The 17,902-nt window shown below is 58.4% G+C and carries 17 protein-coding genes; 1 reads left to right on the top strand and 16 read right to left on the bottom strand.

Features of this window, described 5'->3' with window-relative positions:
* Window positions 1-3 precede the first annotated feature (3 nt).
* From AC2FH2_RS05920 to trpS, 13 genes are all read right to left on the bottom strand, one after another.
* Window positions 4-771 (bottom strand): TIGR02186 family protein, encoded by a 768-nt coding sequence (locus AC2FH2_RS05920; RefSeq protein WP_142635529.1) that lies wholly within the window; start codon window positions 769-771, stop codon window positions 4-6.
* A 2-nt stretch (window positions 772-773) separates the two neighbouring features.
* Window positions 774-1,694: a sulfite exporter TauE/SafE family protein gene (locus AC2FH2_RS05915; protein ID WP_142635531.1), complete on the bottom strand. Its 921-nt coding sequence runs from the start codon at window positions 1,692-1,694 to the stop codon at window positions 774-776.
* Between the two features lie 356 nt (window positions 1,695-2,050).
* Window positions 2,051-3,019, bottom strand: a complete 969-nt coding sequence (locus tag AC2FH2_RS05910) for an ABC transporter permease (RefSeq protein WP_142635533.1) — start codon at window positions 3,017-3,019, stop codon at window positions 2,051-2,053.
* Window positions 3,020-3,022: 3 nt separating this feature from the next.
* Entirely contained in the window at window positions 3,023-4,114 is a 1,092-nt protein-coding gene (locus AC2FH2_RS05905) for an ABC transporter permease (RefSeq protein WP_142635535.1), read from the bottom strand.
* Window position 4,115: 1 nt separating this feature from the next.
* Window positions 4,116-5,645: an ABC transporter ATP-binding protein gene (locus tag AC2FH2_RS05900; RefSeq protein ID WP_496823138.1), complete on the bottom strand. Its 1,530-nt coding sequence runs from the start codon at window positions 5,643-5,645 to the stop codon at window positions 4,116-4,118.
* Window positions 5,646-5,737: 92 nt separating this feature from the next.
* Window positions 5,738-6,736, bottom strand: a complete 999-nt coding sequence (locus tag AC2FH2_RS05895; RefSeq protein WP_142635539.1) for a BMP family lipoprotein — start codon at window positions 6,734-6,736, stop codon at window positions 5,738-5,740.
* A 158-nt stretch (window positions 6,737-6,894) separates the two neighbouring features.
* Window positions 6,895-7,308, bottom strand: a complete 414-nt coding sequence (locus AC2FH2_RS05890; RefSeq protein ID WP_496688963.1) for a GNAT family N-acetyltransferase — start codon at window positions 7,306-7,308, stop codon at window positions 6,895-6,897.
* Window positions 7,305-7,892, bottom strand: coding sequence for a tRNA (adenosine(37)-N6)-threonylcarbamoyltransferase complex dimerization subunit type 1 TsaB (gene tsaB, locus AC2FH2_RS05885; RefSeq protein ID WP_496693588.1), 588 nt, complete (start codon window positions 7,890-7,892; stop codon window positions 7,305-7,307). Before tsaB ends, AC2FH2_RS05890 begins: the two co-directional genes overlap by 4 nt.
* On the bottom strand, window positions 7,882-8,445 hold the full coding sequence (locus AC2FH2_RS05880; RefSeq protein ID WP_496688961.1) for a NifU family protein: 564 nt from the start codon (window positions 8,443-8,445) through the stop codon (window positions 7,882-7,884). The genes tsaB and AC2FH2_RS05880 overlap by 11 nt, the downstream gene beginning before the upstream one ends.
* Window positions 8,446-8,520: 75 nt before the next feature.
* Window positions 8,521-9,108: a 2-hydroxychromene-2-carboxylate isomerase gene (locus tag AC2FH2_RS05875; RefSeq protein WP_496688959.1), complete on the bottom strand. Its 588-nt coding sequence runs from the start codon at window positions 9,106-9,108 to the stop codon at window positions 8,521-8,523.
* Window positions 9,109-9,118: 10 nt separating this feature from the next.
* Window positions 9,119-9,574, bottom strand: a complete 456-nt coding sequence (locus tag AC2FH2_RS05870; protein WP_142635548.1) for a universal stress protein — start codon at window positions 9,572-9,574, stop codon at window positions 9,119-9,121.
* A 60-nt stretch (window positions 9,575-9,634) separates the two neighbouring features.
* Window positions 9,635-10,498 (bottom strand): branched-chain amino acid aminotransferase, encoded by an 864-nt coding sequence (locus AC2FH2_RS05865; protein WP_496693589.1) that lies wholly within the window; start codon window positions 10,496-10,498, stop codon window positions 9,635-9,637.
* Between the two features lie 60 nt (window positions 10,499-10,558).
* Window positions 10,559-11,587, bottom strand: a complete 1,029-nt coding sequence (gene trpS / locus AC2FH2_RS05860; protein WP_496823137.1) for a tryptophan--tRNA ligase — start codon at window positions 11,585-11,587, stop codon at window positions 10,559-10,561.
* A gap of 86 nt (window positions 11,588-11,673) precedes the next feature.
* Here trpS and AC2FH2_RS05855 point away from each other — a divergent pair, with 86 nt between their 5' ends.
* On the top strand, window positions 11,674-12,360 hold the full coding sequence (locus AC2FH2_RS05855) for a rhomboid family intramembrane serine protease (RefSeq protein WP_142635554.1): 687 nt from the start codon (window positions 11,674-11,676) through the stop codon (window positions 12,358-12,360).
* Here AC2FH2_RS05855 and murJ read toward each other — a convergent pair whose 3' ends face one another.
* The 3 genes from murJ to AC2FH2_RS05840 are packed head-to-tail and all read right to left on the bottom strand — an operon-like array spanning window position 12,361 to window position 17,850.
* Complete coding sequence (murJ, locus tag AC2FH2_RS05850) at window positions 12,361-13,902, bottom strand: murein biosynthesis integral membrane protein MurJ (protein ID WP_496823136.1); 1,542 nt, start codon at window positions 13,900-13,902, stop codon at window positions 12,361-12,363.
* A complete protein-coding gene (locus AC2FH2_RS05845; RefSeq protein WP_496823135.1) occupies window positions 13,899-16,718 on the bottom strand; it encodes a [protein-PII] uridylyltransferase in 2,820 nt (939 codons plus the stop codon). The genes murJ and AC2FH2_RS05845 overlap by 4 nt, the downstream gene beginning before the upstream one ends.
* Window positions 16,678-17,850, bottom strand: a complete 1,173-nt coding sequence (locus tag AC2FH2_RS05840; protein ID WP_282021626.1) for a penicillin-binding protein activator — start codon at window positions 17,848-17,850, stop codon at window positions 16,678-16,680. Before AC2FH2_RS05840 ends, AC2FH2_RS05845 begins: the two co-directional genes overlap by 41 nt.
* Between the last annotated feature and the right edge of the window lie 52 nt (window positions 17,851-17,902).

The raw sequence follows: 17,902 nt of genomic DNA, 5'->3' as shown, positions 1-17,902 counted from the left end.
GCTTTAGTTCTCGCGCAATAGTCGGAAGGCTGTGGACGCTCCCCAACCCGCCGCGATGGCAATGACCAAAGACATCAGGCCATACCAGACCGGCTGCTGACGGGACATGTTGTAGAGGAACCGTTCCAGCCCGACCTTCCGCACGTCGATTGTGGTCTCGAACTGGGAAACAACCTCTCGGCCGCGGGTCAGGTATATGCGCGCGAAATAGGCGCCTTCGGTCAAATCGGCTGGCATGTCGATTGAGGTTCGGAACAATGTCTGCTCGTCCACCGCAACCGTATTTTCGCGGATAGAATACAGGCCCTCATCCTCACGGATGCGAACGACGGCCTCGGCAAAATTCTGCGCGCCCCGGATATTCATCGCGGCACCCACTGACCGAATGGCCCGTTCAATCGAGATCCTGTACCGCAAGTCTTCTGTATCTGACAGGATTTCTGTAAGCGGAGCGCTGGTGGCAACCGCATAAAAACTGGGCGCAAGGTCGACCAGGACGCTGTCGGTGTTGACCCAGATACCCAGCCTGCGTTCTTTTCGCCGGACCGTCACTGGGCTCGAGGGGCCTGCAACGGCTACGATAACTTGAAGCGGTGGGCCGGAAGGGATCGGCGTTTCACGTTTCACGGCACCGAAAATAAGAATTTCCGAGCCATCGAAATTCGCCGTGATGGCAACCCGGTCTTGGCTTAGGCCAAGCACGACCTGTTCCTCCTCGGCGATGGCCGGGGTGACACAGAGGGCGAGTAGCAGGATCAACCGTCTCAGCATGATCAGTGCCCCCCTGCAACGCCGAGCGAATAGAGCTCGGAGGGTTCCAGAAGCAGATCCAGCGCCAGTTTGCCACAAACCACCAAGACCAGTGCAGCCAGCAATACGCGCAGCTGCTCGGCAGGCATTCGTGCGCCGATCACCGTTCCGATCTGCGCCCCGATCACGCCGCCGACCAGCAACAACACAGCCAGAACAATGTCGACTGTGTAGTTGGTTGTCGCGTGCAGCATCGTGGTGAACGCTGTTACGAAAATAATCTGGAATAGGGAGGTGCCGACAACGACTTTGGTGGGCATTCCCAGCAGGTAAATCATGGCAGGAACCATGATAAAGCCGCCTCCGACACCCATGATCGCAGAAAGGATACCTACGCTAAGCCCGACCAGGACGGGGGGGATGACCGAGATATAGAGGCCCGATGTACGGAACCGCATTTTGAACGGCATCGCGTGAATCCAGCCGCGCTGACGACGTGCAACAGGGGCGGCGGTGCCCTTTTTGGATTTACGCAGCGCGTTCAGGCTTTCGATGAACATCAAGCTGCCGACGACGCCCAGAAAGACCACGTAACACAGGGTTACGAGCAAATCGACTTGTCCGAGGCTTTTGAGATAGTTGAAGATCACCACCCCGAACGCAGCTCCGATCAGTCCCCCGACCAGCAATACCGTGCCCATCTTCAGGTCGACCGTCTTTCGGCGGAAATGGGCCAGAACACCAGAAAATGACGAGGCGACAATCTGGTTCGCTTCGGTGGCTACGGCAACTGCTGGTGGGATGCCAATGAAAAACAACAGCGGGGTCATCAGAAACCCGCCGCCGACCCCGAACATCCCTGACAGGATGCCGACCATGCCGCCCAACCCCAGCAGCAGAAAGGCGTTTACGGAAACTTCAGCGATAGGAAGGTAAATTTGCATGAGGTACTAGTAATTAGGGCCAGCTGCGTCGCGCAATGTGACACATTCGACTTCTGGAATTTGTGAAAGGGTTCGTATCTGACGCGCAGAATCACGCCCTTGGCGAGGCAGGGTAAAGCAGGGCTGGCGGCTTGGACCAGTCTGAAACTGTGCATCCGCAAAAGGCGTTTTGACAGGGAGTATCCCCTTAGACCAAGCGCAAGACCTAGCATCCGGCACCCCGGCGAGAAACTCTCTCAAATCAGCTGTCACTGGAAACACATCCATGCCCCTTTAGAGCCGTTGCGGCATGTAAAATCAACTCTACATGCCGCCATGCAGCGAACAGGACTGACGTGTGTTTCAAACTGGACCTATTACCGCTCTTTTACATAGGGTTCGCCACCGGCTTTCGGTGGAACGGCCTTGCCGACAAAGCCGGCCAAAATGACGACGGTCAGGATATATGGCAGCGCATCCATGACCTGCACAGGAATCACCACGCCACCCAGGTCAATATTTTGGAACCGCAACGCAACGGCTTGCAACAGTCCGAACAGCAGGCAAGCCCACATCGCGTGCCATGGCCGCCATTTTGCAAAGATCAGCGCCGCCAGCGCGATGAACCCGCGACCGGCAGTCATTTCCTTGACGAATCCAGCTTGCAGGGCCGTGGCCAGATAGGCACCGGCAATGCCGCACAGCACGCCACAGATCGCTACAGCCGCAAAACGCAGCCCAACGACAGAAACCCCGGCCGTATCCACAGCGGCTGGGTTTTCACCCACCGCGCGCAGGCGCAGGCCAAAGCGGGTGCGGTACAAAACCCACCAGGTTGTCGGGACCAGAAGGAAAGACACATAGACCAGGATCGAATGGCCGGACAGCAGCTCGGAATAGATTGGCCCAAGAAATGGGACATCACTCACCGCATCCGCAAAAGGGAAGGTGATCGGTTCAAAGCGCCCTCCGCCGAACAGCGAGGGGGTACGCCCGCCCTGTTTGAACCAGCTTTGCGCGATCAGGACCGTCAGCCCAGAGGCCAGAAAGTTGATGGCGACGCCTGAAATCAGCTGGTTGCCCCGAAAGGTGATCGAGGCCACCCCATGCAGGGCGGACAGAACAAGAGAGGCCGCGATCCCGGCCAGCAATCCCAGCCAGACCGATCCGGTCACGGCGGCGACGGCGGCAGAAAAGAACGCCGCGATCAGCATCTTGCCCTCAAGCCCGATGTCGAAAATACCGGCGCGTTCGGAGTACAGACCGGCCAGACAGGCCAGCAACAGCGGCGTAGCCAGGCGGACGGTCGAATCGAGGACCTGGATGAGGGTAACGAAAGTATCCATCGCTTAGCCCTCCTTCCGCATGGCAAGGAACAGCTTTTCCAGCGGCATGCGGACCATGTTGTCCAAGGCGCCGGTGAACAGGATCACCAGGGCCTGAATGACCACGATAAGCTCGCGTGGGATCGACGTCCACAACGCCAGCTCGGCCCCGCCCTGATAGAGGAAACCAAACAGCAGCGCCGCCAGAAACACCCCAAACGGATGGGATCGACCCATCAGCGCCACGGCGATACCGATAAAGCCAGCGCCCTCGGTCGAGTTCAGAACCAGCCGCTCTGCCTCACCCATCACGTTGTTCGTGGCCATCAGACCAGCCAGCGCGCCCGAGATCAGCATGGCGATGATGGTGATCCGAACCGGAGAAATACCGGCATAGACGGCACCGGTTTCCGAATGCCCATAGGCGCGGATCTCATAGCCCAGCCGGGTGCGCCAGATCAGCGCCCAAACGATCACACAGGCCAGGACTGCAACAAAGAATGAGATATTGGCAGGTGCGCCACGGAATACGACGTTTTCAGCGGTCGAGAACATCGACTGGAACGTCGGCAGATGCACCGCCTCGGGGAAGCGTGCAGTTGCCGGGTCTTGCGAGCCCTGCGGGCGCATGACGTTGACCAGCATATAGTTCAGCAAGGCAGCAGCGATGAAGTTGAACATGATCGTGGTGATCACGATATGGCTGCCGCGTTTGGCCTGCAGATAGGCCGGAATGGCCGCCCAAGCGGCCCCAAACACCATCGATGCGGCACAGGCGGCCAGCAAGGCGATGCTCCAATGCGGCCAGTCGATGTAAAGGCACACCACGGCCACGCCAAGCCCGCCCAGCATCGCCTGACCTTCGCCACCGATATTGAACAGCCGTGCGTGAAAGGCGACCGCCACAGCGAGTCCGGTGAACATGAAATTCGTGGCGTAATACAGCGTATAGCCCCAGCCATAGGTCGATCCCAGCGCGCCGGTGACCATCAGGTTCACCGCTTCGATCGGGTTTTCGCCAATGGCGAGGATCACCAGCGCCGACAGGATTGCAGCCAGAAGCAGACTGATCACCGGGATCAGAACGACATCGGCCCATTTGGGCATTTTTTCCATGTTACGCTGCCTCTCCCGCAACACCGGCCATCAACAGGCCAAGTTCTTTTTCATCAGTTTTATGGGGCAGGCGTTCGCCCATGATATGTCCGTCAAACATGACCGCGATTCGATCCGACAGCGAGAATATCTCTTCCAGCTCGACCGAGACCAGCAGGATCGCCTTGCCCTGGTCGCGCAGATCGACGATCTGTTTGTGAATGAATTCGATCGCCCCGATATCCACGCCTCGGGTCGGCTGACCGACCAACAGCAGGTCCGGGTTACGTTCGATTTCACGCGCGACGACGATCTTCTGCTGATTGCCGCCCGAAAAGCTTTTGGCCGACAGCCAGGGGTTCGGCGGGCGCACATCGAATTTTTCGATCTTGGCTTCGGTATCGGCGCGCAGGGCGGCGTTATCCATGAAGAGGCCACGCTTATAGGCCGGGTCACGGTGATAGCCGAAGGCCACGTTCTCCCAGGCGTGGAAATCCATGATCAGGCCTTCGCGCTGGCGGTCTTCGGGCACATGCGCAATGTGCTGCGCGCGCCGCGCCTGGCCATCTGACCCCGCCCCGCTGAGCGCAAGCGGCGTGCCGTTCAGTTTGATCTGGCCCTGGCCCGGGCGCATCCCGCCCAGAACCTCTAGCAGTTCGGATTGGCCATTGCCGGCGACGCCTGCGATGCCCACGATCTCACCAGCGCGCACGGTCAAGTCGATGCCTTTGACACGCTCGACGCCCGCGCTGTCGAAAACACGCAGGTTTTCAATCTCGAGGATGGGCTTACCGGGCTGTGCCGGAACCTTGTCGACCTGCAGCAGAACCTTGCGGCCCACCATCAGCTCGGCCAGTTCTTCGGGGCTGGTCTCGGCGGTTTTCACGGTGGCCGTCATTTGCCCGCGGCGCATGACCGACACGGTGTCGGTGTTTTCCATGATCTCGCGCAGTTTGTGGGTGATCACGATGATCGTCTTCCCCTCGGCCCGCAGCCGGTCGAGGATGCGGAACAGCTGATCCGCCTCGGATGGGGTCAGCACGCCGGTTGGTTCGTCCAGAATCAGGATCTCGGCCTTGCGATACAGCGCCTTAAGAATCTCAACCCTTTGCTGCATCCCCACACCGATTTCGTCGATACGCTTGTCGGGGTCAACGAACAGTTCGTATTCTTCTTCCAGCTCTTTCAACTCTTTGCGGGCTTTATTCAGGGACGGGGCCAACAGCCTTCCATCCTCGGCGCCCAGCACGATGTTTTCCAGAACGGTAAAATTCTCGACCAGTTTGAAATGCTGAAACACCATCCCGATGCCCGAGGCGATCGCGGCCTGGCTGTCAGGGATTTCGGTCTTTTGACCATTGATCCAGATTTCACCTTTGTCGGCTTTGTAAAAGCCGTAGAGAATGCTCATCAGCGTGGATTTGCCCGCACCGTTTTCACCGATGATCCCATGGATCGTACCGGGGGCGACGCTGATGGAAATGTCTTTGTTGGCCTGAACCGGCCCAAAGGATTTGGATATCCCTTTGAGCTCAATGGCGGGGACGGTCATGTCTTGTCCTCAGTTGCCGAAAGGACTGCCCGGTCATCCCGGTGCAGCAAAGTGGAATCGGGCCGGGAGCATCACCCCCGACCCGCGCGATATCAGAACTGCAGTGCTGGGCAGCTGTCGTTCTCGTAATAGCTGACAACTGAAACATTGCCGTCGATGATGTCCTGACGGGCTTTGTCGACTGCTGCTTTCATATCATCCGAAACCAGCGGAGCGTTGTTGTCGTCGATCGCATAGCCAACGCCGTCTTCGGCCAGACCCATGATATATACGCCGGTCTCAACGTTCTCGCCTGCGCTCATCGCCTCGTAAACAGCGACGTCCACGCGCTTCAGCATCGAGGTCAGAACTTTGCCCGGGTGCAGGTGGTTCTGGTTGCTGTCGACACCGATTGACAGGATGCCTTCGTCAGCAGCGGTTTGCAGAACACCAACACCGGTGCCGCCAGCTGCGGCATAGACCACGTCGGCACCCTGGCTGATTTGTGCCTTTGTCAGTTCCGAGCCCTTAACCGGGTCGTTCCATGCCGCAGGCGTTGTGCCGGTCATGTTGGCAACCACGTTGATATCGGGGTTCACCGCCTTGGCACCCTGAGCATAGCCGCAGCCAAAGTGACGGATCAGCGGAACATCCATGCCGCCGATGAAGCCAACAGTCCCGGATTCGGATGCCATCGCCGCCATCATACCAACGAGGTAAGACCCTTCGTGTTCAGCGAATCCAACCTGACGCAGGTTAGGCGCGTCCAGCCAGGTTACATCGACAACGACAAATTTCGTGTCCGGATAGTCGGCAACAACCGCGCTGAGCGGGTCAGCCATACCGAAACCCATGGTGATGATCGGGTTCGAGCCTGCTTCGGCAAAGCGGCGCAGGGCCTGTTCGCGTTGCGCTTCGGACTGCATTTCGATCTCGCGGTATGTGCCGCCCGTTTCTTCCGCCCAGCGTGAGGCGCCGTTATGCGCGGCTTCGTTGAACGATTTGTCGAACTTGCCGCCCAGATCAAAGATCAGTGCCGGTTCGGCCAGTGCGGCACCCGCTGTCAGTGCAACCGCCGCTGCGGCGCCCATCAAGGATTTCATCAGGGTCATTTGTTACTCCCGTTTGTTTTTTCGGTCGGAGCCAAGATAGCCCCGTTTACCCACTGTTAGCGAGCATAACCGTTGTGATGGCGGGAATTAAGGCCGTTTGCAACCGCCGCGGTCAACAGATTTTTGACCATTTGGTCCAAGAAAATTCGCGACCTGTCTCAGGTTAAATTGCATTCCATGACGATGGCATCAATTTTCTGATTATTTTCAACCGTATAGTAATTCTTGCGCGTGCCGCACACACGATACCCGCAATGCTTGTAAAGTGTAATCGCGGGCTGGTTGGCGATGGAAACATCCAGAATCGCCCGGATAGCGCCCAGTTTTTTGGCAGCCGCGTGCCATTCGACCATACGCTTCCTAGCCAGTCCCTGACGCTGAACTGTGGGATGGGTGGCAATCGTCAGCAGTTCGGCATCGTCAGCGATTGCCTGAAAAAGGGCAAAGGACTGGGTGTCGCCGACGATATGGGTAAAGCGATTCTGCAGCAGCTCTGCAAACTCTGTGGCGGTCCAGGGGCGCGCTTGCGTAAAAGCCGCCGCATGGGTATCGGCCAGGTCTTCCGGGGTCATCCGTCCAGCAACATCGGCGGTTGATCCTTGGAGGGCGCCGCGTCTGCGGGGCGTATGTATAGGGGGGCCGGTGCCTCGGTCGTAGTCTGCCATCTTTGCGCTGCCACGCGGGCAATAGCGCAGACCTGAGCCTTGGGGTTGTCGTTGAACATCAGTGTGCCCAGCGATTTTGCCTGATCAAGCTGGATCAGTGCCGGTTCCATATCAGGCTGAGAAACATAGACCTGATCTCTGGGCGCGCGAATTGCGGGCAACGCATCGCTGTCCAGGGTGGCAAGCGCGTCAAAGCCCGACACACCGATGGCCGGTATCCCCAGACCTAAGGCCAGACCCCGCGCGGCCGAGACCGAGATGCGGATGCCTGTGAAATTGCCTGGGCCTATTCCAACGCCGATCGCTGACAGGTCGCGCCATGAGCATTGTTCTGATGACAGCACCTCTTCGAGCAGCGGCATCAGACGTTCGGCTTGTCCCCGCGACATGGGCTCGACACAAGACGCCACAATCCGGTCACCGCGCAACAAAGCGGCCGCGCAATGCGCGGCCGATGTGTCAAACGCCAGAATGAGTGGTTCAGACGGCAACAGGGCGAACCTCGGTCACTTCGGGAATGTAGTGACGCAGCAGGTTTTCGATTCCCATCTTCAACGTCAGCGTCGAGGATGGGCAGCCTGCGCAGGCCCCTTGCATATGCAGGTAGACAATGCCGCGGTCAAAACCGTGAAACGTGATGTCGCCCCCGTCCTGCGCGACTGCCGGGCGCACACGGCTGTCCAGCAGGTCTTTGATCTGGTTGACCACCTCGGCGTCTTCGCCGCTGTGTTCAGCATGGCCCGAGGCCGTATTGGCATCCGCTCCCATGATCGGCTGGCCGGATTGATAATGCTCCATCACCGCGCCCAGAATGGCGGGTTTGATGTGGTCCCACTGAACGTCGTCCGCTTTGGTCACGGTCACGAAGTCATTGCCGAAAAAGACTCCGGTCACGCCACTCACAGCGAAAATGCGGTTGGCCAGCGGCGACTTTTCCGCAGCCTCAGCCGATGGGAAATCTGCAGTGCCCGCTTCCAGCACGGTCTGGCCGGGCAGGAATTTCAGGGTTGCAGGGTTCGGTGTGGATTCGGTCTGGATGAACATGGCGCGGCTCCGTATCTGTTGTCTCTGATATGCGGGTCCGCGCACTGGAAGTCAAGAATTGGAACGATTCTAAATTTATGCAGCCAAGCTTATCGCGTCGTCCAACCGATCATCGCCCCAGAACAGCTCATCCCCGACCAGAAAGCTGGGCGCGCCAAAAAGCCCTTTGGCCTGAGCGGTTTCTGTCTGCGAGATAAGCGCTGCTTTGATCGCCGGATTCTGGGTCTGGGACAGCAAATCTGTGGCAAGCCCGGCTGAGTTCAGGCATCCGGCCAGAACAGTATCATCTGCGATGTTCTGCCCTTCGGCAAATTCGGCGGAATAGACGGCGCGCACAAAGGCAGCTTTTTGCATCTGGTCGTCAATCGCCAGTGTTAACCTGGCCGCTTTCAGGCCGTTCTGCGGAAAAGGATCGGGCCGGACAAATGGCAAGCCGCGCTGGGCGGTCAGGCGTTCCATATCGCGCCACATGTACCGGCCTTTCGCCGGATACAGATTGAACGGAGAATTATCCCACCCTTGGGCGGCAAAGATCGGCCCCAGCAGAAAAGGCTGCCATTCAACCGACACGCCCTGGCGTGCGGCGACCTCTTCGATACGCATCGCGCTGAGATAAGAATAGGTCGAGGCGAATTCGAACCAGAATTGAATGCTGCGTTGCATCGGTGTGGCCTCAGGTAATCGCTTCGAGTTTTTCTTTGCTCAGATCACCAGGAACAATAGTGATTGGGATCGGCAGGCTGCCTGAGTTTTTGGTCAGTTGAGTCACCAATGGGCCAGGTCCCTTTTTGTCAGTGCCTGCACCCAGAACCAGAACGCCGATATCAGGATCGGATTGCACATGCTCGATGATCTGGGCAACGGGCTCGCCTTCGCGGATGGCCAGTTCAGGATCAACGTCTTGCTTGTCGCGCATCCATTTTGCGAAAACTTCAAAATGCGCATGGATACGCTCGCGCGCTTCTTCACGCATGACGGTGGCAACGCCGATCCAATGGTTGAATTCGTCCGGTGGGATTACCGACAGGATTGTTACGCCGCCGCCGGTATGGGCCGCGCGCATAGCCGCGAATCGCATCGCATTCAGGCATTCGCGACTGTCATCCAGAACCACTAGGAACTTGCGCATGGGTGTCCTCATTCATTTCCGGGGATCATGCCCGACTAGGTGCGTGCTGGCAACCAGAGCCTAACGCCCACTGGCGGCCCAGTCCCAATACAGGTCGCGTGCACGCCGGGCGACGGGCCCGACCTGAAACCGGGTGTCCTCCAGCGCGGTCACCGGGGTGATCTTGCTCATGTTGCCAGTCATGAATACCTCGTCGGCCCCGTAGAAATCCTCGAAACTCAGAACCGCCTCATGCACAGCCACGCCGTCGGCCCGCAGGTTTTTGATATGTCGTGCACGGGTGATGCCGGCAAGGAAGGTGCCGTTGGGGACGGGGGTAAAGACCTCGCCGTCGCGGACCATAAAGATATTGGCGGTTGCGGTTTCGGCTACGTTGCCCAATGCGTCAGCCACCAAAGCATTCGAAAACCCGTTCGCACGTACCTCGTTCAGCATCCGTGCGTTGTTGGGATACAGGCACCCGGCCTTGGCATTCACCACTGCTGATTCCAGTACCGGACGGCGGAATCGGGTCAGTCCCAGCGTGTCCGAGGCGGTCTCAGGCGCCATCGGAATCTCTTCCAGGCAGACAGCAAACCCGGTGCTGTTTTCCTGCGGTACGATCGCTGTCGCATCTCCGTCGATGCCCCAATACATCGGGCGGATATACACGGCCGCGTCGGGCGCATAGGCTTCAAGCCCTTCCAGCACGATCTCGACCATCTGGTCTTTGGTGACGGTCGGGGTCAGCATCAGCGCCTCGGCAGAGCGGTTCACGCGGGCGCAATGGGCCTCCAGATCCGGGGTCAGCCCGTTGAAGAACCGCGCGCCGTCAAAGACGGATGATCCCAGCCACGCACCATGATCCGCAGCGCGCATGATCGGTGCATCCCCATCATGCCATTGCCCGTTGAAATAGGTGCGGATGTTCTTGCCGACTGCCATGACGCCCTCCCAAGCTTTGAGGCAAACCTAGGAAGGCGTTAAGGCAACGTCCAGAGCCAATCAGCCCCGTTTCGCACCAACCATGCCGACGATGTCATAGGTCTGCTGCAGGATCGGGGCTGCAATCGCCCGGGCCTTTTCTGCGCCATTGGCCAGAATCCGATCAATCTCGGCCTCTTCACCCATCAGGCGGGCCATTTCGGTCGAGATCGGAGACAGTTTGGCAACCGCCAGATCGGCCAGCATCGGTTTGAACTCGCCAAATTGCTTGCCGCCAACGTCGGCCAGAACCTGATCCGCCGTCTGATCGCTGAGGGCGGCGTAGATATTCACCAGATTGCGGGCCTCGGGGCGGTTGTCCAAGCCATCGATTTCCGAAGGCAGAGCGTCCGGGTCGGTCTTGGCCTTTCGGATTTTCTTGGCGATCGTCTCGGCATCATCGGTCATGTTGATCCGGGTCATGTCAGAGGGGTCGGATTTGGACATCTTTTTTGACCCATCGCGCAAGCTCATGACCCGAGTTGCCGCACCTTTGATGACGGGTTCGGTCAACGGAAAAAAATCGACGCCATAGTCATGATTGAACTTAGTTGCGATATCTCGGGTTAGTTCCAGGTGTTGCTTTTGATCATCTCCGACGGGTACATGTGTCGCGTGATATACAAGGATATCTGCGGCCATAAGCGCCGGATAGGCGAATAGGCCCAACGATGCATTCTGTGCGTTCTTGCCAGCCTTATCTTTGAACTGTGTCATGCGCTGCATCCAGCCAAGCCGGGCAACGCAGTTAAAAATCCATGCTAGTTGCGCGTGCTCAGGAACCTGGCTTTGGTTAAACAGGATCGATTTTTCGGGATCTAATCCTGATGCGATATACCCCGCGCACAGCTCACGCGTTGCGTGCTGCAACTCTTTGGGGTCCTGCCAAACGGTGATCGCGTGCAAATCGACCATACAGTAGATTGTCTGATAGTCGGACCCTTGCATCCGAACCCAGTTCCGCAATGCGCCCAAATAGTTGCCAAGGTGCAGGTTACCGGATGGCTGTGCACCGGAAAACACGCGCGGCGTGAACTTGGAATCGGTCATCGAAGGGAACTCCCGTCTGGAAAAATCAGCCCCCGTCGCTTACCCATGAGGCAAAGGGACGTCAACAGCCGCGAAAGGCCCGCCCAATGAGCAGTGAGCATTATACACCCGCCGTGAACCCTCTGCCGCCCGTGGTGGTGGCTTTGTGTGTGTTCATCATGGGGGTTGAACTGGCATTTACTCTAGGTACGCGCGGGATCATTGGGGGGCCAACTGCTGTAGGCTGGCGCCTGGACGCTTTGCAGCACTATTCGTTTTCGCCGGATATCTTCGACTGGATGGTGGAAAACGGGCGCTGGCCATTCGAGCATCTGATCCGCTTTGTCACCTATCCGTTTGTATCCGGTACGTTCACACAGGCCATCTTTGTCTGCGTCTTTGTGCTGGCCATGGGTAAAATGGTGGCCGAGGTTTTTGGCAGCGTTCAGATGCTGGTGATCTTTGTGCTGTCGGGTGTGGGTGGTGCGCTGGCTTATGCACTGTTGCTGGATCCGCGCTTTCCGCTGGTGGGTGGGTTCCCTCCGGTCTATGGGCTGATCGGAGCGTTTACGTGGATATTATGGCGCAAGCTGTCGCTGGTGGGCGCAAACCAATCCCGCGCCTTCAGCCTGATCGCAGTTTTGATGGGCATTCAGTTGTTGTTCGGCCTGCTGTTTGGCGGAACGCTGGACTGGGTGGCTGATCTGGGCGGTTTTGCCACTGGTTTTGCCCTGTCGTTCCTGGTTGCTCCGGGGGGGTGGGCGCGGATTGTCGGGCGCATCCGACGCGACTGATCAGGATCGACGCAGAGCCTTTCTGAACTCGGAAAGTTTGAATGCACCAATCAGGTGGCCGAGCAGGAAATACGTGACTGCAGCAACGATGATCAAACCGAGCAGTGCCAGGTATCGCCAGCCTTCCAGGGCAAAGGCCCAGCCAAACAGCTCAATAGCGGCATACAGGACAGCTCCCATCCCCATGGACGCCGCAATGATCCGCCATGCCCTGTTCTTGAACCGGTCGTCAAACTGCGCTTCTTCCCCCATTTTTCGCGCGCCCAAGGCCAGCAGTCCAACCATGGCCCATCCGGCCACCGAGGCGGCAATCGCAGGTGCGAACCATCCCACCAACGGATACAGCCCGAAAGCCAGTGCAGCGTTCACGACCATCGCAAACACTGCATAGTGAAAGGGCGAGCGTGTATCTTCACGCGCGAAATACAAAGGCTGCAACAATTTCTGCAGCATGAACGCGGGCAGGCCGATGCCATAGATCGCCACGGCAAGTGCGGTGGCGGCGGTGTCTTCGGGGGTGAACTGTCCGCGCTCGAACAGAACCGAGACCAGCTGGGTGGGGATGAGCACAAAGGCAACGGTCGACGGGATGGTCAACAGCAACGTAAACTCACCTGCGCGAGAAAACGCATCGCGGGCGCCCGATTTGTCCCCAGCACGCAGGCGGCGAGATAGATCGGGTAACAGGACGATGCCGACGGCGATGCCCACGACACCCAATGGCAACTGGTACAAGCGATCCGCTGCAAACAACCAGCTGACGGCCTTTTCGGTTTTCGACGCAACCAGCTGGCCCACCACCAGATTGACCTGTGTAACCCCCATGGCCAAGGCGGCCGGAACCGCAATGCGGACCATGTTGCGCATTTCAGGGCTGAGTTTCGGCAGGCCCGGGCGGATACGGATGCCCGCACGTTCGGTTGCAACCCAGACCAGCGCTAGCTGCGCAACACCAGCGATGGGGATGACGGCGATCAGCCAACGGATGACCTCTCCGCCTGATATAGCGCCGGCGATCAGTGCTATGCAGGCAAAGATGTTCAGTAAAATCGGCGCGGCGGCGGCAGCCGCGAAACGGCCGGTTGCGTTCAGCACGCCCGAGAACAGCGCCGCTAGCGACATGAAAAAGATGTAGGGAAAGACCACATATCCATAATCCACGGCAAGGTCGAAGCGGTCGTCACCGTAAAAGCCCTCGGCCGTCAGCCAGACCAGACCAGGCATGAAAACCATCGCCAGCCCGACCAGCGCCAGCACCGCCACGGCCAGCAGGTTGAACGCGTCCTGTGCAAAGTCTTGCGCGTTTTCCCCGCCTTCGAGCCGTTTGGAAAACATCGGCACAAAGGCTGCGTTAAACGCACCTTCGGCAAAGAAGCGGCGGAACATGTTGGGCAGGCGAAAGGCGGCGACGAATGCATCCATTACTGGCCCGGGCCCGATGTAGGCGGTCAGCAGGATTTCCCGCAGAAAGCCCAGAATACGGCTGGCCAGGGTCCAGAACCCGACAGTGAACAGGCCTGAAAACAGCCGGATCTGCTTCATGAGACCGCGCGCTCGGCGCCTTCGGAGATGGCCTTGCGCAGCTTGGTCTCAAGCCCGCGCTGCTTGCTTTCCGAGTGATATTTCAACCCAAACATATCCTTGACGTAAAAGGTGTCCACCACTTGTTCGCCATAAGTCGCGATCACCGCATTGGCGATATAGACATTGGCGGCAGCAAGCGTTCGTGTCAGATCATAGAGCAGGCCGGGCCTGTCCCGGGTATCGACCTCGATGATCGTGTAGATCTCGGACCCGTCATTGTCGAAGATGATATGGGTCGGCACGTTAAAGGCCCGTTCGCGTTTCTTGATCTTGTCGCGTGATTTAAGGGCATCCCGCGCCACGACCTCGCCTTTCAGGGTCTTGTGGATCATCTGTGTCAGGCGCGGCAAGCGGCTGGCCTCGAACGGGTGTCCATCGGCGTCCTGAATCCAGAACGCATCGGTGACATAGCCGTCTTTGGTGGTGTAACTGCGCGCATCAACCACATTAGCCCCGACCAGCGCCAAAGCACCTGCGATACGGGCAAAAATGCCGGGGTGATCACCCATGGCAAAGCAGGCCCGCGTCGCATCGCGGTCTTCATCCGGGTGCAGACGGATTTCCATCGCGCCAGCATCACCGCTGCGGTCCAGCTCTTTCAGCATCTCGGCAAATTCTACATGGGTCGAAAGGTTCAGGCCCTGCCAATAGGGGTCATAGTGCCGACCCGTCTCGGTTTTGAGGGCGGCTTTGGTCCATTCCGCCAGCTCGGCCCGCAACGCCTTTTTGGCACCGGCACCGCGATTGGCACGGTTGAGGTCTTCCATCCCGGTCTCAAGCGCGCGCTTGGTTTCTGCATGCAGCGCGCGTAGCAGGGTGGCTTTCCAGTTGTTCCAGGTGTTGGGTCCAACGCCGCGAATGTCGCAGACGGTCAACACGGTCAGTAGGTCCAACCTTTTGACCGTTTTCACGGCCTTGGCAAAGTCGCGCACCGTGCGCGGGTCGGAAATATCGCGTTTCTGCGCCATGTCCGACATCAACAAGTGATACCGCACCAACCATTCCACGGTTTCTGAATCCGATTTGTTCAGACCCAGCCGAGGTGCAATCTTTCGGGCCATCTGTGCGCCCAAAATCGAATGATCCTCGGGTCGCCCCTTAGCAATGTCATGGATCAGCAGGGCAACATACAGAACCTTGCGATTGACCCCGCCCTCCAGGATTGAAGACGCCAGCGGCAGGGATTCCCCCAACTCTCCGCGTTCAATCTGGGCCAGATTGACGATGCACTGAATGGTGTGCTCATCCACCGTATAGCTGTGGTACATGTTGAACTGCATCATCGCCACGATGTGTTCGAACTCGGGCAGAAAGGCCGACAGCACTCCCAGTTCGTTCATGCGGCGCAGGGCGCGTTCCGGGTTGCCGTGTTTCAGCATCAGGTCGAGAAAGATGCGCCGCGCCTCTTTGTCTTCGCGCATGTCGTCATCAATCAGGTTCAGGTTGGCGCTGACCAGCCGCATCGCGTCCGGGTGGATCAGCATGCCGGTGCGCAGACCTTCCTCGAACAGGCGCAGAAGGTTCAGCTTGTCCGCCAGAAACTTGTTCGGGTCGGCTACATCCAGACGTCCATGGACGACTTTATATCCGGCTTTGATCCTGGGGCGGCGGCGGAAAATACGCTCTAGCAGAGGCGCGCTTTTCATATGCGTCGCCTCGAGTTTGGTCAGGAAGATGCGCGTCAGCTCGCCAACCTTCGTGGCCTCGCGGAAATAGCGCTGCATAAACACTTCGACCGCCCGTCGACCCGCCCGGTCTTCGTATCCCATACGGGAAGCGACCTCGACCTGCATGTCAAAGGACAGTTGTTCGGTTGCGCGCCCGGTCACCAGATGCAAATGCGAGCGAACGGCCCACAGGAAATCCTCGGCTTCCACAAAAGTGCTGAATTCCTCGGGGGTGAACAGACCCAGCGGTACCAACTCGGCCACGTCCTGAACGCCGTAGATATATTTGGCAATCCAGTAGAGCGATTGCAGGTCGCGCAATCCGCCTTTGCCCTCTTTTACGTTGGGCTCGACCATATACCGCTCGCCCTGTTTCAGATGGCGCGCGTCGCGTTCCTGCAGCTTGGACTCGATGAACTGGCGCTCAGTGCCTTTGAACAGATCGTCTTTCAGGCGCGTTTCCAACTCATTTGCCAGATCGGCGTCGCCAGCCAAATAGCGCTGTTCCAACATCGCGGTGCGAATGGTGAAATCCTCGGATCCCAGGCGCAGGCAATCCTTGATGGTGCGCGAAGAATGCCCGACCTTCAGCCGCAGATCCCACAGGATATACAACATGGATTCGATCACACTCTCGGCCCAGGCAGTGATCTTGTAGGGGGTCAGAAACAGCAGATCGACATCCGAGGACGGGGCCATTTCCCCACGCCCATAGCCGCCCACTGCCAGCACGGCCATTTTTTCTCCCTGTGTCGGCGTGGCCAGCGGGTGAAGCTCGCGACTGGCCACTTGCATCGCGGTGCAGACCAGCCCGTCGGTCAGGTAGGTATAGGAATGGGTCAGCCGCCGCGCGTCAAATGGATCGCGGACAAAGGCATCGGCGATTGCCTGACGACCGGATTTCTGGACGTTGCGCAAAATCCGCACGGTTTCGCCGCGCCTTTCGGCGTTATCAGATGTCTTGTCGAAGGCCTCTGACAGCTGTGCCATAACGGCTGCGCTGTCAAAGATTTCTTCGGGCTGGCAAATCAGGTCACCCCTTGGGATGAGTGTCAGAGCCAGCCGATCAGAATCCGGCGCCAGAGAAGCTTTGGGGGGCAGGGTCAATCACAACCACCTGTTTGTTCTGGATCGTGGCAATGGCCAGACCACGTTCATTCGTACCGTTGGGTCGCAGACGGAAGATACCGCCAACGCCCTGAAAACCGGCGTTCTGAGTTAGGGCAGATGCGGTCAGAGCGTCGGATTTGCCCTGGCTGACCAAGGCAGCAATCGCGGCTATGCCATCATAGGCTAGGCCACTGATCGGATGTGGTGCCTCGCCATAGGTGTTGTTGTACCGCTGACGATAAGCCTGTGCCTTGGATGGGTCCGGCAATGCGAACCAGCCACCCTGAACGCCTGGCAGTTCCAGTGTCTGGGCCGGGATGTCCCAGCGGGTCAGGCCCATATATTGCGTGGTTGCCGGGGAAACGCCTGCTTCTGGTAGAAGCTGGGAATACAGCGGCAACGCCCCTGCTGTGGTCGAAGTCAGAAAGATCGAATCCGCCCCCGAGGACGCTACAGTAGCCTTGATTGTCGGCACCGAGTTGATGACCCCCTGCTGAGAGCGGTCATAGCCGACCGTGCCTGCATTACCCACTCGGCTGTTGCTCAGCGCGGTTGCGATAGCCGATTGTCCAAGCCGCCCTGCGGCATCGTTGCTATGCACGATGACCGTTCCGGTCTTGCCGCGCGAACCGGCATAGTTGACCAACCGGTTGGCGGTGTTTTCAAAAGTAGGGCCGAGCACGAAGACATTACCGCCTGCGATGCTGGTATTGTTCGAAAACGACAGCAGGTTGACCTTGTTGTTCAATACCGCAAGACCAGCTGAGTTTGCCGCCTGGGCGTAGACCGGACCAATGATTATCTTTGCGCCGTCTGCCACGGCTTGCTGCGCGACTGTTGCGGCGGTACCCGAATTGCCCCGGGTGTCGTAGACCCGCAAATCAATCTGTACATTCTGCAGATCGGACATCGCCAGGCGGGCTGCGTTTTCAAGGCTGCGCGCCAGTTCAGCGTCCCCGGAATTTCCAGATCCGGCCGGAACCAGCAAAGCAACCGGTACAGGTTTTGAGGTGTTGATCGACGGGCCTCCGCCGATACTGCTGACGTCACACGCCGCCAGAATGGTCGCGGTGGCCAAGACGGCGGCTGCACGCGCCAACTTGCGAACGGGCTTGCAAACGGTAAACATCTAAATGAAAACTCCCTGATCCGGCGGCTTGGGATGCTGCCATTATTTGCGC

This window comes from Ruegeria sp. YTSA105 (assembly GCF_059610225.1).
This window is presented reverse-complemented; position numbering and strand designations above follow the sequence as displayed.